Below are 21,174 nucleotides of genomic sequence, written 5' to 3' on the forward strand. Positions count from 1 at the left end.
CAAACGGATTAGCCCCGTTCGTGCTATGAGGGAGTAAAGACATGAATGATGCCATGAGAAGCTTCCACCGTTCTTCTCTCGCTAGTTTGGTTCATTTCATACTTCATATCCTCAATCGTTGCATCGTCTATTGACGTGTCATTAGTATAACGAATCCGTTGCTTCCTTGACAAGGAAAATTAGTAGCGACGTCGATTTTCACCAAGGAACTCGATTGGTTGCGTCGTCGTCCGGATTCGTTCCATCAGTCGTGCAGCCTTTAATTTATCGCCTTGATCATTTGTGATCCCGAAATGGAGTTCGAGTTCATCATAAGATAAGTTCGAGCTGAATAATGTCGGCAGACGATGCATCATGCGATACTGCAAAATGATCCCGAACAATTCATCCCGTACCCACGGACTGATCGATTCAGCACCGATATCGTCAATCAACAAGACTGGAATCGTTTGAAATCCTTCGAGGAATGTATCAAACGAGTCAGACCGAATCCGCCGTTTCGCTTCAGCGACAAACCCCGGGGCATGGACAAGAATCGTTGCAATCCGTTCTTTTTTCAAAGCATTCCCGATTGCAGCCAAAAGGTATGTTTTCCCGACACCAAAGCTACCATGAAGGTACAATCCCTTTACCGTCTCCTTCGAGCGGAGATGATTGAGGAACTGAGACGCCGCACGTAAGGCAAGCTTACGGTCCGTCGTCGACAAGTCAAAATCACTGAAGTTCGCATCGCGGACTTCATCCGGCAGGAACAGGCTCTTAAATTTCTTCTCAAGCGCACGTTCATCCTCTCGGTCTTTTAACGCTTGCGACTTCTCATACGAGACGACGATCTGTCCTTTTTCGACGTGCAGGATCGGCTGGTACCCTTCGATGACTGCCTTACTTTCAATCAGTCGATTTCCGTCCATCTGTTCCGCATATTCATTCAATTTGAGCATGCCCCGCTCGATCATCCGTTGATCGATCTCCGGATGTGTCCGCAAGAACATGACGACACCTGGATGAGACAACACTCGTTGTTGAATCGCTCGAACCGATTCTGCGACGTCCGGTCGACTTAATATTTTTTCGATAGATGATTGGATATGTTCCATGTCTCGACTCCTTTAGTTCCCCTTCAGTTCTCGTAAGATTCGTTCCATTTCTTCATCATCTGGAACATCTGCTTCGAAACTCGCTTTTTTAGAGGCTTCGTACTGCTGCTGTTTTGCTTTCTCTTCTTGCAACCACTTCGGATTCGGCCCGCCATTCGTGTTGCTTGTCCGTCCCCGGCGACCACCAACAGTTTGACGCGCACGTTCTTGTTTTTGCTCCTGCTTTTTTGAAATCAACTCATCCTGCTCCTGAGTCTTCGCTAGTGCCTCGGATGCCGTCACGTATCCCTTCTGTTTCCAATCATCAACGATCGATAAGAGGAAGTTCTTGCTGAAGCGATTATCTTTTTTGATGACGAGCGCATAGTAGTACGCAGCATTGACGATCCCAGACGACATCTCATAATCGATGATCAATTGTTGGATCAATTCTTCATCCCGTTCAGACAACGCTTTGACCTTTCGCAACTTCGCTACATAATGCTTCGGATGGGTGCTTTCCATCGTCTCCGTCGCTTCGATGTCTCCGACCTCGATCGTGTCTAGTGAGGCGACCTTCGCTTTTTTCTCCCGGCTGAGTTTTTGTTTCGCTGACAACATCATCTGTTTGCAGCGTTCTTGCTTCTCAGCATCGGTCATCGGCAAGTACGCTTCGTGACGGAAACGGGCATTCAACAGTTCCGCCATCAATGCTTCATTCGACTGCGTGACGTAAGCAAGCTTCACGAGCAGATGATCGATTGTCTTTGAGTAAAATGTTCGTGGCAGGAAACGATCGGTCTGTCGCTTCATCTCTTCTAGATCAAACGAATAGTCGAATTCATATACCGCACGTTCCTGTTTCGCATAAGCTTTCGGCTGATGAGCGGAAGCAAGACCAGCTTTTACGTCGAACACTTGATCAAATCGAACCGTCCGATCAACGATGTTCTTCGGAAGCGGCTCCGTCCGAAAACGATGCTGTAACGACCGGAACCGGATTTCACCGACGCGATAGAACAGCAGACTCGATAACACCCCGTCATTCAAGAAGGTGTTCGGCGCGAGCGGAACCCGGATTTGATAAATGTAACGATAAGCGGCTTGGCGCGCTTCGAACGTTCGAATCAACCCGATCCCTTCTAGCTTAAATAACTCTTCCTTGAACTCATCGACGGAAAACCCGAGTAGTGTTCCGAGTTCCGCATGGGAAATATACTGGGATTTCGTTTTCCCTGGGATCATCTCACTCCAAAACGTTTGATAGAGCCCAAGCGCTTTAACACCGATAATCGGCTGGTATAAATAATATAAAGATTGATAAGCTTCACGGTCGACGACACCATTGCTCATCACTAAGCAAAGGTCGGTACCGGAAAGTTCACGTTCTACCATCTGACTCGTCCTTTCCTTAGGGAGAAAAAGAGAGGTGCGCTGACCGGACAGACGACCTCTCTTATATCACGTTCAATTCTCACGGTCATTTTCCTGATGTCGCTCCATCAGTTCAGAGAGCTCTTGGAAAAAGACATTGATGTCCTTAAATTGTTTATAAACACTCGCAAAGCGGACATATGCCACTTCGTCAACGGATGCTAGTTCATTTAATACGAGACGTCCGACCTGCTCACTTGGAATCTCATGCTGAGCTGTCGCTCGTAATGCCTTTTCGACCCGACTGACGACTGTTTCTAGCTGTTCAATCGAAATCGGTCGTTTTTCACAGGCACGCACTAATCCGCGTAGAATTTTCTCGCGATTGAACTCGTCACGCGTTCCGTCTTTCTTTACGATGATTAAAGGGGTCTGCTCGACCATTTCGAATGTCGTAAAACGATAGCCACAAGACTCACATTCACGTCTTCTTCGAATCGAACCGAAATCCTGGACTGGTCTTGAATCCAGTACTTTTGTTCCGTTAAAATTACAGGCTGGACAGCGCATGCCGTACCTCCGTTCACGTGATTTCTTTTGTTCCAATCATCTTTAATCGATACCCTGCATCAAGTGATGCATAGATTCGCTCAATTTGTTTCTCGAGATCAGGTCCGAGAAGACTTTCACGGTGTAAGAAGAGATCGACGGCAGTACGTCCGCCTGCCACCATGATGACTGTCGCAAGTCCATCGACTTCTTTTAAGGTAAAAGCGAGTTCTCCACGTTCCGCGTCAACACGACGAACCGTTCCGCCATCTTGCTTTAAGATATTTTCTAAACCAGCAAATAACATTTCCACAGTTGCTGCGTAGTAGTGTGTGCGTAGGTTTTCGTTTTTATGTGTATCGGATGTCTCTAGCTGTTTTTGCAAACGTTCCTTCAGTCCCATGGTCATCCTCTTTTCTTTGTTTCTTCTACTATTAAGAATAACAGACGTCAGACATATTAAAAAGCCCTCGTCTGAACGACGAGGGCTTGACGAATTCGTGTGTATTGTCAGTTGACGTGCTGGACAGTAGCCGCTGGAACTTGAACAGGTCCCATACCACGTGGAATTTCGACATTTTCACGGATTTTCGCATCGAGCTTTTCAGCAATGTAGTTCGCTGCGATGGCTGGATCGATCCGATCCCCACAAGTAAAGACATCAACCGATGCATACCCGTGCTCTGGGAAACTGTGAATCGTTAAGTGCGATTCAGAGATAATGACGACGCCACTGACGCCGTGTGGTGCAAACTTGTGGAATGCTACTTCTCGTACTTCTGCACCTGCTTGAAGTGCTGCGTCAACGAAAAGTCGTTCAACGAATTCCATGTCGTTCAATTTTTCAGGATTACAATCCCAAAGTTCTGCAATAATGTGTCTTCCCATAGTATCCATTTGTGGATCCCCCCTACATTCAATGGTCTTCAAAGTAGTTGATCACTTACTTTGCGCCTGAGTCGTTCGCACCCACGGGGGAAAGTTAGTCCAGAGAGGTCCTAACCCTTTAAGCTGCGATTGCCAGACCGATTGAAGTTCACGATTTGAATTATAGCGAGTATCAAAAAGATACACAAGGATAAATTTCAAAAATTAATATATTTTAAGAAAAAAAACGGGACAGCCCCCGTCATTGCTGGGATCTGCCCGTTATAATTAATTCAATTCAAGTTCTTTTTCAACGGTTCCCATCGCCTCTAAGTGTGCCGAGACGAGGTGTACGAGATCGACGACGCGGCATGAGTAACCCCACTCATTATCGTACCAAGCGAGGACCTTCACCTGACGACCACCCATGACCATCGTCGAGAGCCCGTCGACGACCGTCGAACGTTCTTCTCCGTTAAAGTCGATTGAGACGAGCGGTTCCATCGTCATTCCGAGAATGCCATCAAGCGCACCGTCCGCTGCTTTCGTGAAGGCTTCGTTCACTTCAGCGACCGTCGTATCCCGACTGACTTCGACGACGAGATCGACGAGTGATACGTTCGGTGTCGGAACACGAAGCGCGAGTCCATTTAATTTCCCTTCCAAATGTGGCAAGACGAGCGCAATCGCCTTTGCCGCGCCTGTCGACGTCGGAATGATCGATGAGCCGCATGCCCGGGCGCGCCGTAAATCCTTATGCGGGTTATCAATGTTATTTTGATCGTTCGTAAACGCATGAACCGTCGTGACGAGACCGGATTCGATTCCGAATGCACGGTCGATGACTTGTACGACAGGTGCGAGACAGTTCGTCGTACACGATGCGTTCGAAACGATATCATCCGTTTCATGATCATACATGTCATCATTGACACCCATGACGATCGTCCGAACATCCCCTTTAGCAGGTGCCGTGATGACGACCTTTTTTGCTCCTGCCACTAAATGCTTCGCAGCGCCCGTATCCGAATTGAACTTCCCTGTTGCTTCGACGACGATATCGATGCCGAGTTCCCCCCACGGCAATAGCTCAGGATTGCGTTCACTGACGATTTGAATCTCTTTTCCGTCAACCATCAACGCCCCATCGATGATGTCGACCGGATAATTGAATTTTCCGTGTACCGTATCATACTTGATTAAATGCGCGAGTGTTTCGACTGGATAACTCGCATTAATTGCTACGACTTCGCTTTTCCCCTCAGCGATCAGACGTCGAAAGACCATTCGACCAATTCGACCAAAACCATTGACTGCCACCTTGACTCCCATGTGCGGATCCCCCTTCAATGTGACGGATGTAGCTCCGTTTACAGATAGAACTATATCATGAAATGTAAGCGATTTCATTATGTTCTCTAAAAAAAGTGAGAGAAGATGGAAACTTCTCTCACTTCATGTTTTTCATAACTTGTCATCATTTGCATCAATCACCATACCGACTTAACCACTCATCGATTTGTTGGTATAACGAATCAATACTACCGTCATTGAAGAATACATCATCTGCAAGCTCTTTTTTCTGTTCGATGCCGAGTTGCGCATGGATACGTGCATACGCTTCTGCTTCTGATAAATCATTACGTTGCATCAATCTTCTTAACTGCATATCTTCTGGGCAATAGACGACAACGACGCGTTCGAACAGGTTTCGCCAATCCCCTTCTAGCAGTAACGGAATATCAAATACGACGAGAGAATGTCCTGAACGTTCATAGGCATCTGCTGCTTCGAGCATCTGTTGTCGAATACTCGGGTGCATCAACTGATTCAATTGTTGTCGTTTTTCACTATCTTGAAAAATGATTTGTCCGAGCTTTGGACGGACAAGACGTCCTTTTTCAAACGCCTCTGGGAATGCCAGTTGGACTGCATCATATGCTCGCCCTCCCGGCTCAACGACTTCTCGCGCAATGAGATCCGCATCGATGACCGCTATTCCTTTTTGTTTTAAATAGCTAGAAACCGTACTTTTACCGGTTGCGATACTCCCTGTCAGACCGACTCTCATAAGGCAACCTGTTGGCACGTCGGACAGAAATGTGTTCCCCGTCCACCGACTTTGATTTTTTCGATGGCTGTACCACAACGAGGACACGGTTCCCCTTTTTGACCATATACCGCAAGTTGAAGCTGGAATTCACCTTTTCCTGACGGCGAGACATAACTCCGGATCGTACTTCCCCCTGCTTCCACCGCTTGTCGTAAAACGTTGACACCGGCTTGATGAATGCGTGAGATATCGTCGAGTGTCAAGGCGCCGGCTTTCGTCAACGGGTGGACGCGTGCAGCATGAAGGGTCTCATCGACATAGATGTTACCGAGACCAAGGAAGATGGACTGGTCGAGCAGTGCCGTTTTGATTGGACTTCTCTTTTTACGAATTAAATTCTCCGCTAACACTTCTGCTGTAAATTCCGGATCAAACGGTTCACGCTCCAGTTGTGCCAGTGGAGCAGTCTGCATCGCTGTTTGCTTATCACGTAATTCCATCGTTCCGAACTTCCGAACATCATTATAGTGAAGTTCCGAACCATCCGTGAAACGGAAGACGACATGCGTATGTTTATCCCGTTCAACCGGTTGTGGATATGGGAAGTACTTTCCTTCCATCCGCAAATGGCTGACGAGATAAAAACGATCAAAATCAAAGAGCAGGAACTTTCCGCGACGTTCGACGCGTTCGATCCTTTCTTGATGTAAGGCATCTGCAAATGGCGCCACTTCCATCCCCCGAATCATTTTCGGATGGTAGACTTTGACGGAAGAGACTGTCTTTCCAGAGACCGAACGTTCTAAACTGCGGCGAACGGTCTCGACTTCAGGTAATTCAGGCACATCTATTCCTCCTTGCTTACTTCGTTTCGTACCACGTATGCCCTGCGCCCCCATCGACGCGTAGCGGTACGGATAGTTCGACGGTCTGCTCCATCGCTTGTTTGACAAGTGCTTGTAAAGCGTCGAGTTCTTCGTCTGGTGCTTCAAAAATCAATTCATCGTGTACTTGTAATAACAAGCGTGCCTTCAGATTAGATGCTTTCAAAGCAGCATGAACATCAAGCATTGCTTTTTTAATGATATCTGCAGCCGAACCTTGAATCGGTGTATTGATCGCAGTACGTTCAGCAAAACCACGTAAGTTAAAGTTTTTCGAATTGATATCCGGAATATTGCGGCGACGGTTCATCAACGTTTCGACGAATCCATTTGCTCGTGCCGTCTCGATTGCTGTATCCATGAACTGTTTGATTTGCGGGAACAACTCGAAATAACGATCGATGAATGATTGCGCTTCTTTGCGTGTGATGTTCAAGTTTTGAGACAATCCATAATCGCTGATTCCGTAAATGATTCCAAAGTTGACGGCTTTCGCCTGACGCCGCATGTTTCCTGTGACATCTTCCGGTTCGACACCGAAGACACTACTTGCCGTTTGAGTATGAATATCCTCATCATGGAGGAACGCATCGACAAGCGTCTGATCCTGCGACATATCGGCCATGACACGTAATTCAATTTGTGAATAATCAGCAGCGTACAATGACCAGCCTGTTTGACTCGGAACGAAGGCTTTTCGAATCTTCCGTCCTTCTTCAATCCGGATCGGGATATTCTGAAGGTTCGGATTGACCGAACTTAAACGACCTGTTTGAGCGATTGTCTGAGCAAAACGAGTATGGATTTTTCCATCTTCCTTGATGACTTTTTGCAATCCTTCAACATACGTCGACTGCAACTTTTGCAGTTCTCGGTAAAGCATGATGTGATCGATGACTGGGTGCAGCGGACGCAGTTTTTCAAGGACATCTGCGGCAGTCGAGTAGCCCGTCTTTGTTTTCTTAAAGGCAGGGAGTTCGAGTTTTTCAAACAAAATTACACCGAGTTGTTTCGGAGAATTAATATTGAACGACTCACCTGCTGCTTCAAAGACCAATGTCTCAAGTTCTGTTAAACGCCCAGCAAGATCCGCTTGCATCTCTTGGAGTGTCGCGACGTCTACGCGAATCCCAGTCCATTCCATCTCAGCGAGGACACCTGATAGTGGACGCTCTAACGTTTCATATAACTCGTATTGTTGATTCGCCTTCAGTTCTTCTCGGACTTTTGGGAACAGCAATTCAACCATCCGTGCTTTCTCAGCTAAATAAGGATGAAGAGCTTCATCTTCTGGCGCGAGACGTTTCGCCCCCTTACCGAGTACTGCTTCCTCATTCGGCGCCATTAATGCATAATGACCAGCGATCGAAGCGAGTGTTGTACCGCCACTTAAGTTTAACAAATAGCCTGCTAATAACAGATCTTCGTACCCGTTCAATGTCAAGCCGTGTTTACGCAATGCAAATGCGACTTGTTTCGCATCGAGACAAATCTTTTGATGTTCCGACTCGATCCATTGACGGAATGCTGGATCCTCGACGAGCGTCGGAGCAGCAACATAGATCGTGTCAGGCGTTGCTATCGCAAATCCAATGATGTCTTCTTCCATGTAATCTTCTCGAAGCTGTTCTGCAATCAATACGGCATCCGTGACGTCTTTAGGAAGTGAAGTGATCGTCACGACGTTTAATTGTTCTTTATCCTCTTCTTTGACGACAGGGGCGAATCGATTCGTCAATGACTTGAAGCCAAGTGACTGGAACAATGAATAAGGAACTTGGGTATCGACATTGCGAATTTGCAAATCATCTAGCGTCGTCTCGAGCGGGACATCCACCTTGATTGTCGCGAGTTCTTTCGACAGTCGTGCGAGCTCTTCGTTCGCGATGACTTTTTCTTTCTGCTTCCCTTTTAAATCCTCGACATGTTCGTACAGTCCTTCAACAGAACCGTATGCCGAAATCAATTTAACAGCCGTCTTTTCACCAATCCCAGGAATCCCTGGAATATTATCCGATTTATCACCCATCAACCCCTTCAAATCAATCATTTGAATCGGCTTTAGACCACCATACGTCTCAGCAAACAGTTCCTCTGTCATGCACTGGACGTCCGTGATCCCACGCTTCGTGATCAAGACTTCGACCTTATCCGTGACAAGTTGAAGTAAATCTTTGTCTCCTGTGACAATCCGCGTCCGATCCGTTGGCATTGTCCGTGCGAGCGTACCAATCAAATCATCTGCCTCATAGCGATGGAGTTCCATCATTTGAATACCGAGTGCTTCACAGATGTCTCGGACGATCGGGAATTGTTCTCGTAGTTCGGACGGTGTTTTTTCCCGACTTCCTTTATACTCCTGATAGACATCGTGACGGAATGTTTCACTCGAAGCATCAAAGGCAACGAGCATATGTGTCGGTTGCTCTTCTTCAAGCAACTTCAATAACATCATCGTAAAGCCATAGGCTGCGTTCGTATTTCGTCCTTGCGCGTCCGTCATTGGTGGTAAAGCGAAAAACGCCCGATAAGTCAATGAGTTCCCATCAATCAATAACAATTTATTTTCCATCATCTACGCCCCTTTAATCGATTTTCTGTCCCTATTGTATCACTCTGCACACATTTGTTCGCTAAAAATGACCAAAAAAAGACGATTGACTCAAGGAGAGTCAACCGCCAAGGGCATGACGACATGGGAGCTGATCCAGTCGCCATACAGATGATGAAGAAGGTACTTTCATCATAAGATACATCTATTAAGGAATTGTGAATCCACTGTGAAATTCAGCCATGTTTTGGTAAACGAATCGTAAACGTCGTTCCTTGTTGCTCCGCCGATTCGACATCAATTTCTCCATGGTGAAGATCAACGATGTGTTTAACAATGGCCAGCCCGAGACCCGTTCCACCTGAATTACGGCTTCGCGCCTTATCGACACGATAGAACCGTTCGAAGATACGCTGCGTCTCCTTCGGATGAATACCAATCCCATCATCTTTGATGATGAGTTGGACAGACTCTTCTCCATCCTCGAGTTGAATCCAGACGTTACCACCGTTCGGGGTGTAGTTCAACGCATTCGCAACTAAGTTGACTACGACTTGTTTCAACCGATTCAAATCTGCCCGGATGAAGACTTCCTCTTCCGTTTCGATATGAATCATCATCTCTTTTTCCGCTGCTCGTCGATGCAACAGCTCAGCGGTTTCGCGAACGAGACTCGTCACATCAACGATCGCTGTTTCAAGCTGATAGTTGTCTTGTTCCAGTCGCGATAGTTCGAGCAAGTCTTCGACCAATGTCTGCATTCGTTCTGATTCATCATGAATGATCCGCAAAAATTGTTCCCGGATTTCCGGAACATCTTGCGCACCATCGAGTAACGTTTCTGCAAACCCCTTGATGGACGTCAGTGGTGTTTTTAATTCGTGGCTGACATTCGCAACGAAGTCTTTGCGCATCTGTTCCAGCTTTTTAATTTCCGTAATATCGTTGAAGACAACGGTCGTTCCTTGCACGCGACCGTTCTTATCAAAAATCGGTGCGGCACTGACCATAAATGTCCGACTGTTGATGCCGAAACGGACACTCGATTGTTTGCGATTCGGTTTTTCTGTCAGGTAGACATCTTCAATCACCTGACTCATCTTTTCGTTCGGAAGTACGCGGTAATATAATTTTCCACTAGATGGTTCGTGAATATGGAACATCTCCCGATAGGTACGGTTAACAAGTAGTACATAACCCTTTTCATCAATCAGCATGAGACCTGCTCCCATGTATTCGATCAAGGATTCGAGTCGTGCCCGTTGCATCGCTTCACCGGATGATGCATTCTCTAGATTTCGTGCGAGGAGATTGATCGAGCGTCCTAAATCACGTGATTCATCTGGTGCCGCTAACTCGTAGACGCGTGACTTGTAATTCCCATGTGACAGTTCGTGCAACACATCGGTCGCCTCCGCGATTGGTCGTAGGAACCGTTTCGTTGAACGATAGATTGTCAAAAAGATGATTACGAGCGAAGCAAGGAGTGAGAAGAAAATGACCGTCCAAATCCGTGAATAGATAATATTCAAATCTTTAGCATAACGAATGAAACTGACGTACACTTCTCCACCATCTGCTGTTGGAACAGGCTTCGTGAACTGGACGACACTGTCATCCGTCTTCGATTCAAACGTGCCATCTTTGGGAATCGCTGAGAAATTGAGCGTTGCTACTTTCAGTTTCGTGACATCAACAGGAGTACCTGCGATGATTTCCCCACGTCCGTTAAATAAGATCATGTCAAAATTGGATTCGGCATACAATTGATTCACGTACTGTGCCATATCAGAAACTTCGCGCCCTTGTAGGATCGTCTCGACAAGCGAGGTTTCATCCATCAGTTTTTCTTTTTCATTTTGAACATAGAATTCCTTAAATGATTGTCCAAGTAGAAAACCGAGTGCAACAAGCACCAAACTAATGAAAGAAATCATTTTAAAGATGAACCGTTTCCGATACTTACTCATTCTGGTTTCGGCTCCTCCATCTTATACCCGAGACCGCGAATCGTTTTGATATAAATCGGTTTTTTCGTATTCGGTTCGATTTTTTCACGGACGTGACTGATATGCACATCCACGATACGCGTATCGCCGACGAAATCATAATTCCAAATCGCGGATAACAGTTGATCTCGTGTCAAGACACGTCCTTTATTTTTAGCGAGATATACGAGCAATTCAAATTCCTTAGGAGTAAGTTCAAGACGTTCTTCTGCTTTGAAAGCTTCGTAGTTATCCGGAACGATTTTGACGTCACCAATCAGAATCGTTCCGTCCGTGACCTCATCCGGGGATGCTGTCTGATGACTCATCCGTCGTAAAATCGCTTTTACACGGGCAACGACTTCGCGTGGGCTAAACGGTTTTGTCAGGTAATCGTCCGCACCGAGTTCTAGACCGAGCACCTTATCAAACTCATCATCCTTTGCCGTCAGCATCAAGATCGGTGTATTGATTTTCTGTTGACGTAGTCGTTTACATACTTCCAGACCATCGAGTTCCGGCAACATAAGATCCAGTACAATCAGTGCGGCATCTTGTTTTTCCGCTAATTTCAAACCTGACATTCCATCATGTGCCGTTTCGACGACAAAACCAGCCTGCTCTAAATTAAACTTCAATAGTGTTGCAATCGACAATTCATCATCTACCACGATAATTTTATCTTTCAAACCTTGCATCCCCCTCAAGTTTCGTTCTTTCGAATGAGGAATTCCGTGGAATCCGCTTCGTCTGTCTTCATCTTACCGACTTTTACTGGAAAATCACAAATCTTTCTGCTGTTTCTTTACATAATCTTTAAAGGAGACGATGAATCCCTCTTGATCATTCGTGTAAAAGCGATAAAAACGGGGAATCAATACATATCGTCAATCGTAGGAGGTAGAATGTATGGAATGGAATCATCCCCTTTTTGCAGCCATCACGGCATGGTTCATCGCTCAAGCAGCGAAGCTTGTTACGAGTTTGGTACGGACCCGAAAGTTCGACCTGGAGATCATGTTTGCTTCCGGTGGTATGCCTAGTTCACATAGCTCGACTGTCGTCGCGTTAGCCGTGGTCATCGGTTTTCAGGAAGGCTTCTCATCTTCGCTCTTCGCACTAGCTGCCATATTTGCCACAATCATCATGTATGACGCGACGGGTGTCAGACAAGCTGTTGGTGTTCAGGCAAAATTACTCAATGATTATTTTAAGGGAATTCGTCATGAGACCCCTCTTCTGAATGAACTCGTCGGTCACACTGAGTTTCAAGTATTCGTTGGTCTCTTACTCGGTTTAGCTGTCGGTATCTTGTGGCCAGTTTTCTTCTTTTAATGCAAACAACCCATCCGATTTTGGATGGGTTGTTTGCATGTGAAGTGACTTATGGTTTTAGAACGACCTTGATGCATCCATCTGTTCGATCGTTGAAGGTTTGATAGGCTGCAGCAGCATCATCGAGTGCCACTCGATGCGTCACGATGTCCGTCGGATCAAATTCCTTATTGATGATTTTCTGGAACAGTTCCGGCATCAAATGGACGACGGGTGCTTGTCCCATTTTCAGTGTGATATTTCGAGTGAAAAAGTCGCCGAGTGGAAATTGATTATATTTTTTCGCATAGACACCCGTCAACTGTACGGTACCAAACTTCCGGACAGCATCCTTCGCAATATCAATGGCACTCAACGTTCCCCCTTGCAAACCAATCTTTTGTTCGATTTTTTCAACAGGTGACATCTTCCCATCAAGACCGACGCAATCAATCACGACATCTGCCCCACCTTGCGTCAATTCTTTGATGTAGGCACCACTTTCTGCATGATCTGAAAAATTCACGGTCTCGACTTTATTCGTCACTTTGGCGTGATTTAATCGATAGACTTGATCATCCACCGCAATGACCCGTTTCGCACCTTGCATCCATGCGAATTTTTGTGTCATCAGTCCGACAGGTCCCGATCCGAGTACGACGACCGTGTCCCCTTTTTTCACACCAGCATGCAGGACACTCCAATATGCTGTAGGTAAAACGTCAGATAAGAACAACAACGCTTCATCTTCTAGTTCACACGATTCAGGAATTACGAGCGGCATGAAATTTCCAAATGGTACTTTTAAATATTCCGCCTGACCACCGGGATGTCCACCAAACTCTTCTGTAAAACCAAAATATCCACCTGTATCGACATGCGGATTTCCGTTTGAGTTATCACATTGACTTTCCATATCATGTTCGCAAAAGAAACAGTGACCGCAAGCAACGTTAAACGGTAACACGACGCGGTCTCCCCGTTTGACCTTCGTCACTCCTGGTCCAACTTCTTCAACGATGCCCATCGGTTCATGACCAATGACATAGTCTTTGTGAGCCGGCATATTCCCTTGATAAATGTGTAGATCCGAACCACAAATTGCAGTCGAGGTGATCTTTACGATGATGTCATCGTTTTTATCAATCGATGGATCCTGTACTTGTTTGACTTGAACATCTTTTGTTCCTTGGTACGTTACGGCGCGCATGTAAAATCCCCCTTAGTGGAATAAAATGACGTACCTTTGTCCTTACCCTAATACAAGCATTTATTCTACATGTTTTTTAAAATTGGAACTTTTATACTACATGGATAACATGGTGTGAACTAACCATTTTACTTTACACATTTATATATAAAAGAAGCTTATATCATGGCCCGATGCACCGTTTGTCTCAAAAATGGTCTTCTCGAACAATCTATCGTTTGATGTGATCGGCTGACCTGTCCGCATTGTCAAAACTCGCAACACCTACTGTAACGAGACGAAAAAGACGAACCTGTCGAAAGTGACAGATTCGTCTTTTTTTAGATTCAGGATTTTAATAAGTCGAGTACCGAACGGACGGTAGACGCAGAGCGGTTCAATGCTTCTTGTTCATCGACAGTCAGCTCGAGTTCGTAGACGTGCTCGACACCGTTCCCACCAAGAATGACCGGTACACCAAAGTACATATCGTTGTATCCGTATTCGCCTTCGAGATAAGCGATTGCCGGAAGAATACGTCGCTGATCCTTCAAAATCGCTTCGACCATCTGAGCAATTGCCGCTGCTGGCGCGTAATAAGCGGAACCGTTTCCGAGTAACTGAACGATTTCACCGCCCCCTTTACGGGTCCGGTCAACGATCGCATCGAGTCGTTCTTTCGATATGAGCTTCTCAATCGGAATTCCTCCTGCTTGAGAATAGCGCAGTAGCGGTACCATATCATCTCCGTGTCCACCGAGCACGAACCCTGATACATCCTTCACAGAAACATTGAGTTCTTCTGCTAGAAATGTCCGGAAACGCGCCGTGTCGAGGACTCCGGACTGACCGATGACACGTTCCTTCGGAAAACCAGATGCTTGATAGACCGTATACGTCATCGCATCGACCGGGTTCGTCAAAACGATGATGATCGATTCTGGTGCATGCGCGACGATTTCCTTCGTCACAGCTGTCATGACGGCAGCATTCGTGCTGACAAGGTCTTCGCGGCTCATGCCCGGCTTTCGAGCAATGCCGGCAGTGATGACGACGATATCTGCGTCCTTGATATCTGCATAATCCGATGTCCCTTTTACCGAAACATCAAATCCGAGGATTGGCGCTGCTTCTTGCATATCAAGCGCCTTTCCTTTCGTCGGATTTTCTTGCTCTGGTCGGTCGACGAGGACGATATCACCTAACTCTTGCTGGGCAAGGTAAAGTGCCGTCGTCGCGCCCGTAAAGCCACTTCCTATGACTGCGATCTTCTTCCGTCTGTTCATCGACTCATTCCTCCTGATCGGATTACATGTTTTTGATGAGTTCGTCCGCGAATTCAGAACACTTCACTTCAGTCGCACCATCCATGAGACGTGCGAAGTCGTATGTGACGACTTTTGCTTCGATCGATGTTTCCATCGATTTGATGATGAGATCTGCTGCTTCGTTCCAACCGAGGTGACGGAACATCATTTCGCCTGACAAGATGACAGATGATGGGTTTACTTTATCAAGTCCAGCGTATTTTGGTGCTGTACCGTGAGTTGCTTCAAAAATCGCGTGACCAGTCATGTAGTTGATGTTTGCTCCAGGTGCGATTCCGATACCACCCACTTGTGCAGCAAGTGCATCCGAGATGTAGTCACCGTTCAAGTTCATTGTCGCAACGACATCGAACTCTTTTGGACGAGTCAAGATTTGTTGTAAGAAGATATCAGCGATTGAGTCTTTTACGATTAACTTACCAGCAGCTTCAGCGTCTGCTTGTGCTTTGTTCGCAGCCTCAGTTCCCTCTTCTTCTTTGATACGATCGTACTGGTTCCAAGTGAAGACGTGCTCTGCGTATTCACGCTCAGCAAGCTCATAACCCCAGTTTTTGAAAGCTCCTTCAGTGAACTTCATAATGTTTCCTTTGTGAACGAGTGTCAACGAAGCGCGCTTGTGCTCAAGTGCGTATTCGATTGCTGCACGAACGAGGCGTTCTGTTCCCTCTTTTGAAATCGGTTTGATTCCAAGACCAGATGTCTCAGGGAAACGAATTTTGTTGACACCCATTTCGTTTTGAAGGAATTCAAGCAGTTTTGCAACGCCTTCACTACCTTCTGCATATTCGATTCCTGCGTAGATGTCTTCAGTATTTTCACGGAAGATGACCATATCTGTATCTTCTGGGCGTTTAACCGGTGAAGGAACACCTGTGAAGTAACGAACTGGGCGAAGGCATGTGTACAAATCAAGCTCTTGACGTAATGCAACGTTCAATGAGCGAATACCGCCGCCGACTGGTGTCGTAAGTGGTCCTTTGATTGCGATGATGTGCTCACGGATGAGATTGAGTGTCTCTTCTGGTAACCAGTTACCTGTTTTGTTGAATGCTTTTTCGCCAGCATAGACTTCTTTCCATTCAATCTTCTTCTCACCGTTATAGGCTTTTTCAACTGCTGCATCAAATACGCGTACCGCAGCATTCCAGATGTCAGGTCCTGTTCCGTCACCAATGATGAATGGAATGATTGGAGCATTTGGAACTTGAAGTGTACCGTTCGTTACTGTGATGTTTTCGCCTTGAAGTGTAGCCATGTCTAAAAATCCCCCTTAAGTAATTGTAATCTACATCAAAAATCAGGAGAGGATTACTCCTCTCCGTCCTTTTAACGTTCTTCGATGGACACATATGTCCGGTGCGTTTCACCCGTGTAGTCTGCACGTGGACGAATCAGACGGTTATCGCTATACTGCTCTAAAATGTGCGCCAACCAACCTGACATTCGACTTACCGCAAAGATTGGAGTGAAAAGTTCTGTATCAAGTCCAAGTGCATGGTACGTAGAAGCGGAATAGAAATCAACGTTTGGTTTCAATCCTTTTTCCGACTGGACGATCTCGTCAATCTTAACTGACATCTCGTACCATTTCGGCTCCCCGATTTGAGCAGTCAACTGACGACTCATTTCCTGAAGGTGCTTCGCACGTGGATCGCCGTCCTTGTAGACACGGTGACCGAAGCCCATGATTTTTTGCTTGTTCTCAAGTTTATTATGAACATACTCGTCAACCTTTTCAACCGAATCAATTTCTAACAGCATCTTCATGACGGCTTCATTCGCTCCACCGTGAAGAGGTCCTTTTAATGCACCCATCGCTGCTGTCACACCTGAGTAGACGTCAGAGAGTGTCGCAACACAAACACGTGCCGTGAATGTCGAAGCGTTCAACTCATGGTCTGCATGAAGAACAAGCGCTTGGTTGAACGCTTTTTCAGCCACTTCTGTCGGCTCTTCGCCTGTCAACATGAACAGGAAGTTTGCAGCGTAAGAAAGACCTGTTTTAGGTGCGATTGGTTCCTGCCCTTTTTTGATACGCGCGTAAGCCGTAACAAGTGTTGCGATTTGCGCTTGTAATTTGATGGCTTTAGCGTAATTCGCCTCTGTCGACATATCTTCTGATGTTTCATCGTAAAGCGCGAGTTGAGAGAGCGCTGTTCGAATCATTGCCATCGCATTCGCCGACTTTGGTGCTACCTTCATCGTCTCGAGAACGGCAGTCGCAACTGGTGCTTCGGAAATGAGTGCTTCCGACAGTTGCTTCAATTCCTCTTCTTTTGGTAGACGGTCGTTCCATAATAAGAAGACGACTTCCTCAAATGAGGCGTGCTCCGCCAAATCATCAATTGTATAACCGCCGTACGTCAATTGACCATCGATGATCGAACTGATTTTCGATGTCGTCGCGACGATTCCTTCTAAACCTTTAGTTTGCGTCATGACAATAATCCCCCTTTTTTTCCCCAGAAATTTAAAACGCTTTCATTTCCGTATTGAAAAAAAGACGTCCACTCAAGAGTCGTTCCCCATGCTTGTACCGCTGTACTCTTGAATAGACCATCTTGTTTCTGTTCTTAGTATAAACAAAATTACCCAAAAAGTGAATGAACTTGCATACTATTATCAAAAAATTAATTCGTATTCTTTGCTGATCCTGCTCATCCCGTGAACGTTTTTGCGATGATATCCCACATTCCGATGACAAGCGCAGCGATCCCAGCACCAATTAGCGGACCAACGGGTACTCCCCGAAAGAGTCCAACTGCGAGAATCGTTCCTGCAAGCAATGCCGTCGTGACAAGTGGGTCTTCTTTCATCAGACCAACACCATGTGCCGCTACGATCGCAACGAAGATTCCTGATAAAAATGAGATGATGCCGATATGCCCCCGAATACTTTGAATAAGTTCCTTAAATCCGATATCCCCTGCTGCGATCGGTACAAGAATCGCAGCCGTAATCAATGTGACACCCCACGTGATTCCTTTTGCCTGCAAGGATGGAAATAATCGACCATCTAGTCCGATCGCCTTGACGATCAACAGGAAAGCAGCAGCGATGATCAATGATTTATTTTGTGCGATGACCCCGATGAAGACGAGGGCAATCAAAAATAGATAAGCTTCCATACGTCCTCCTCATGAAAAAAAGACGGACATGACCTAAGTCACGTCCGTCATGAATGAATTATGCGTTATACAGTTTACCTGTCAGTGGATCGATTGAGATCATTTGACCGTCTTTGAAGACTGTCAATGCATTTTCAACACCAACGATGACCGGTTTACCGAGTGATGGTCCAACGATACCAGCATGGCTAGTCAATCCACCATCTACTGTGATCATTGCTGCAGCCAATTCGATTGCAGGCATCATGTCACGATCTGTTGAGTTCGTAACGAGGATCATGCCTGGTTTCGCTTTCGCATTTGCTTCTTCAGCATTGTTTGCAATGACGACTTCACCAACAACACCACGTTCGCCGATTCCGCGACCGTTTGCGATCTCTTTACCAACGATGTGAACTTTTAGCATGTTCGTTGTACCAGCAGTCAAAGCAGGGATACCAGCCGAGATGACGACGAGGTCACCGTCTGTAACAAAACCAGCATCTTTCGCTGTATCTGCAGCAAGTGTCAACATATCATCCGTGTTGTCTGAGAGATGATCGACGACGATTGGATACACACCCCATACGATGTTTAACTGACGTGCGACACGTGCGCTTGGTGTAACAGCGACGATGTTCGGCTCCGGACGGTATTTCGAGATACGTGATGCTGTGTAGCCCGATTGTGTCGGTGTCAAGATTGCTTTTGCATCCAAGTTGATTGCTGTGTGCGTAACGGCTTGAGCGATCGCATCCGTTACTGTGTGCTCACTGCGAGTTTGACGATCTTTCAACAAGAGTTTGTAGTCGAGCATTTTTTCTGTACGTTTTGCGATCGAGTGCATCATTTTGACAGATTCAATCGGGTAGTCCCCTGCTGCTGTCTCACCTGAAAGCATGATTGCATCCGTACCATCAAGAATCGCGTTCGCGACGTCTGATGCTTCAGCACGTGTTGGACGTGGGAAACGTTGCATTGAATCAAGCATTTGTGTTGCTGTGATGACCGGTTTACCAAAGTCATTACAAAGCTTGATCAAGTCTTTTTGAGTTGGTGTTACGTCCTCTGTCGGGATCTCGATACCGAGGTCACCACGCGCTACCATCAAACCGTCTGAAATCGCGAGAATTTCTTCGATGTTATCGACGCCTTCTTGGTTCTCGATTTTCGGGAAGATTTTGATGTGAGTCGCATTGTTTTTCTCAAGCAATTGGCGAATCGCAACGACGTCAGACGCACGGCGTACGAATGATGGTGCGATTAAGTCGACATCGCTCTTGATTCCGAATTCGATATCAGCTACGTCTTTATCTGTCAAAGCAGGAAGGTTAACCTTCACGTTTGGCAAGTTGACACCTTTTTTCGTTTTGATGACACCTTCGTTTTCGATAGAGCAACGAAGTTCACGGTTTGGAAGTTTTTCAACGACACGAAGACCGATGAGACCATCATCAAGCATGATCATCGAACCAACTTCGACGTCATCATAAAGTCCTTCATACGTAACAGAGAACTTATCTTTTGTTCCGACGATTTCGTTTGCGTCACCACTGACGACGATGACTTCTTGTCCACGTACGAGAAGTGCTTTTCCATCTTCGAACGTATGCGTCCGGATTTCTGGACCTTTCGTATCAAGAAGAATCGTAACGATTTTGTTTGCTTCTTTTGCTGCACGACGGATATCTGTGATTCGTGCACCGTGTTCTTCATAATCGCCGTGTGAGAAGTTCAAACGAGCGACGTTCATACCTGCTTCGATCATTTCTGGGAGACGTTTTTCTGACGCCGGTCCGATCGTACATACAATTTTAGTTCTGCGCATATTCCATAAACCTCCTACGGTGTTTGGCCAAGTTCTCTTGCCCATTCCAATCCTATCGATGTTCGTTAAATCGAAAGCTGTTTTGAAAGCTCAAGGATTTCAAGATCCAGCTCATGTTTGTTTGCGTCGAGTGCCTCATCGATATCGAGATCAATCATCTTGCCACCACGTACACCTACGACACGTCCTTGTTTTCCTTGAAGTAGGATTTCGATGGCATGTGCCCCCATCCGACTTGCAAGTACACGGTCCGCTGCCGTCGGTGCTCCACCACGTTGAACGTGACCAAGAACCGTGACGCGTGTATCGAGACCTGTTTCTTTTGCGATAGCGTCTCCCACGTCCTGAGCACGACCTGCACCTTCAGCGACGATGACGATCGAGTGTTTCTTACCGCGGTTGACACCACTTTGAATGCGATCGAGCACTTCTTTTAAATCTTCAGGACGTTCAGGAACAAGAATCGATTCTGCTCCACCAGCAAGTCCTGCATATAATGCGATATCACCCGCATCGCGTCCCATGACTTCAATGACATACGTCCGCTCATGCGACGATGCTGTATCACGGATTTTGTCGATCGCTTCAAGCGCAGTATTGAGCGCTGTATCAAAACCGATCGTATAGTCCGTTCCAGGAATATCGTTATCGATCGTACCTGGAAGTCCGATTGTCGGGAAGCCAAGTCCAGTCAATTTTTGGGCACCACGATACGACCCGTCTCCGCCTACGACGACGAGTGCATCAATTTCAAATTTCTTAAGATTGACGACCGCTTTTGCTCGTCCTTCTTCTGTACGGAACTCAGGGCAACGTGCTGAACGTAGGAACGTTCCACCTCGTTGAATGATGTCACCGACTGATCCAAGGTTCAACTGGACGATGTCCCCGTTGATTAATCCTTGATACCCGTTGTAGACACCGAATACTTCTAAGCCATGAAAAATCGCTTTACGCGTGACAGCACGCACCGCGGCGTTCATACCTGGTGCATCACCGCCACTCGTTAAGACAGCAATCCGTTTTAAACTCACGTTAATCACCTCTCCATTAATCTGAATCTAAA

19 protein-coding genes are annotated in these 21,174 nt (G+C 46.3%); 1 reads left to right on the forward strand and 18 read right to left on the reverse strand.

Annotated features, from left to right (window positions below; all coding sequences use genetic code 11):
- Positions 1-179: 179 nt before the first annotated feature.
- The 11 genes from dnaI to B3S86_RS09835 all read right to left on the reverse strand — a co-directional run bounded on the left by dnaI (position 180) and on the right by B3S86_RS09835 (position 12,040).
- Positions 180-1,097, reverse strand: a complete 918-nt coding sequence (gene dnaI / locus B3S86_RS09785; protein WP_035406319.1) for a primosomal protein DnaI — start codon at positions 1,095-1,097, stop codon at positions 180-182.
- Between the two features lie 12 nt (positions 1,098-1,109).
- Positions 1,110-2,471 (reverse strand): replication initiation and membrane attachment family protein, encoded by a 1,362-nt coding sequence (locus B3S86_RS09790; protein ID WP_290751955.1) that lies wholly within the window; start codon positions 2,469-2,471, stop codon positions 1,110-1,112.
- A 72-nt stretch (positions 2,472-2,543) separates the two neighbouring features.
- Positions 2,544-3,020: a transcriptional regulator NrdR gene (gene nrdR, locus B3S86_RS09795; protein ID WP_035406313.1), complete on the reverse strand. Its 477-nt coding sequence runs from the start codon at positions 3,018-3,020 to the stop codon at positions 2,544-2,546.
- A gap of 13 nt (positions 3,021-3,033) precedes the next feature.
- Entirely contained in the window at positions 3,034-3,402 is a 369-nt protein-coding gene (locus tag B3S86_RS09800) for a hypothetical protein (RefSeq protein WP_035406312.1), read from the reverse strand.
- 107 nt (positions 3,403-3,509) lie between these two features.
- A complete protein-coding gene (gene speD / locus B3S86_RS09805; RefSeq protein WP_023469024.1) occupies positions 3,510-3,896 on the reverse strand; it encodes an adenosylmethionine decarboxylase in 387 nt (128 codons plus the stop codon).
- A gap of 258 nt (positions 3,897-4,154) precedes the next feature.
- A complete protein-coding gene (locus tag B3S86_RS09810; RefSeq protein WP_035406310.1) occupies positions 4,155-5,198 on the reverse strand; it encodes a glyceraldehyde-3-phosphate dehydrogenase in 1,044 nt (347 codons plus the stop codon).
- 154 nt (positions 5,199-5,352) lie between these two features.
- Complete coding sequence (coaE, locus tag B3S86_RS09815) at positions 5,353-5,937, reverse strand: dephospho-CoA kinase (protein ID WP_214852872.1); 585 nt, start codon at positions 5,935-5,937, stop codon at positions 5,353-5,355.
- Entirely contained in the window at positions 5,934-6,764 is an 831-nt protein-coding gene (gene mutM / locus B3S86_RS09820) for a DNA-formamidopyrimidine glycosylase (protein ID WP_035406306.1), read from the reverse strand. The genes coaE and mutM overlap by 4 nt, the downstream gene beginning before the upstream one ends.
- A 16-nt stretch (positions 6,765-6,780) precedes the next feature.
- Positions 6,781-9,378, reverse strand: a complete 2,598-nt coding sequence (gene polA, locus B3S86_RS09825) for a DNA polymerase I (protein ID WP_035406304.1) — start codon at positions 9,376-9,378, stop codon at positions 6,781-6,783.
- A gap of 212 nt (positions 9,379-9,590) precedes the next feature.
- Entirely contained in the window at positions 9,591-11,324 is a 1,734-nt protein-coding gene (pnpS, locus tag B3S86_RS09830) for a two-component system histidine kinase PnpS (RefSeq protein WP_035406301.1), read from the reverse strand.
- Complete coding sequence (locus B3S86_RS09835) at positions 11,321-12,040, reverse strand: response regulator (protein ID WP_369792024.1); 720 nt, start codon at positions 12,038-12,040, stop codon at positions 11,321-11,323. Before B3S86_RS09835 ends, pnpS begins: the two co-directional genes overlap by 4 nt.
- A 211-nt stretch (positions 12,041-12,251) precedes the next feature.
- Here B3S86_RS09835 and B3S86_RS09840 point away from each other — a divergent pair, with 211 nt between their 5' ends.
- On the forward strand, positions 12,252-12,677 hold the full coding sequence (locus B3S86_RS09840) for a divergent PAP2 family protein (RefSeq protein WP_035406299.1): 426 nt from the start codon (positions 12,252-12,254) through the stop codon (positions 12,675-12,677).
- Between the two features lie 49 nt (positions 12,678-12,726).
- Here the strand turns inward: B3S86_RS09840 and B3S86_RS09845 are convergent, their stop codons facing one another.
- The 7 genes from B3S86_RS09845 to pfkA all read right to left on the reverse strand — a co-directional run bounded on the left by B3S86_RS09845 (position 12,727) and on the right by pfkA (position 21,142).
- Entirely contained in the window at positions 12,727-13,866 is a 1,140-nt protein-coding gene (locus B3S86_RS09845) for a zinc-dependent alcohol dehydrogenase (protein WP_035406295.1), read from the reverse strand.
- A gap of 326 nt (positions 13,867-14,192) precedes the next feature.
- Positions 14,193-15,131, reverse strand: coding sequence for a malate dehydrogenase (mdh, locus tag B3S86_RS09850; RefSeq protein WP_056062660.1), 939 nt, complete (start codon positions 15,129-15,131; stop codon positions 14,193-14,195).
- A gap of 22 nt (positions 15,132-15,153) precedes the next feature.
- On the reverse strand, positions 15,154-16,428 hold the full coding sequence (gene icd, locus B3S86_RS09855; RefSeq protein ID WP_290752012.1) for an NADP-dependent isocitrate dehydrogenase: 1,275 nt from the start codon (positions 16,426-16,428) through the stop codon (positions 15,154-15,156).
- A 71-nt stretch (positions 16,429-16,499) separates the two neighbouring features.
- Positions 16,500-17,612, reverse strand: a complete 1,113-nt coding sequence (citZ, locus tag B3S86_RS09860; RefSeq protein ID WP_290752017.1) for a citrate synthase — start codon at positions 17,610-17,612, stop codon at positions 16,500-16,502.
- A 218-nt stretch (positions 17,613-17,830) separates the two neighbouring features.
- Positions 17,831-18,301: a DUF441 domain-containing protein gene (locus B3S86_RS09865; RefSeq protein WP_035406282.1), complete on the reverse strand. Its 471-nt coding sequence runs from the start codon at positions 18,299-18,301 to the stop codon at positions 17,831-17,833.
- Positions 18,302-18,359: 58 nt separating this feature from the next.
- On the reverse strand, positions 18,360-20,108 hold the full coding sequence (pyk, locus tag B3S86_RS09870; RefSeq protein WP_035406280.1) for a pyruvate kinase: 1,749 nt from the start codon (positions 20,106-20,108) through the stop codon (positions 18,360-18,362).
- A gap of 65 nt (positions 20,109-20,173) precedes the next feature.
- Positions 20,174-21,142, reverse strand: a complete 969-nt coding sequence (gene pfkA / locus B3S86_RS09875) for a 6-phosphofructokinase (RefSeq protein WP_035406276.1) — start codon at positions 21,140-21,142, stop codon at positions 20,174-20,176.
- Between the last annotated feature and the right edge of the window lie 32 nt (positions 21,143-21,174).

Source organism: Exiguobacterium sp. UBA3968, assembly GCF_002385115.1.
In the GTDB taxonomy this organism is placed as follows: Bacteria; Bacillota; Bacilli; order Exiguobacteriales; family Exiguobacteriaceae; genus Exiguobacterium_A.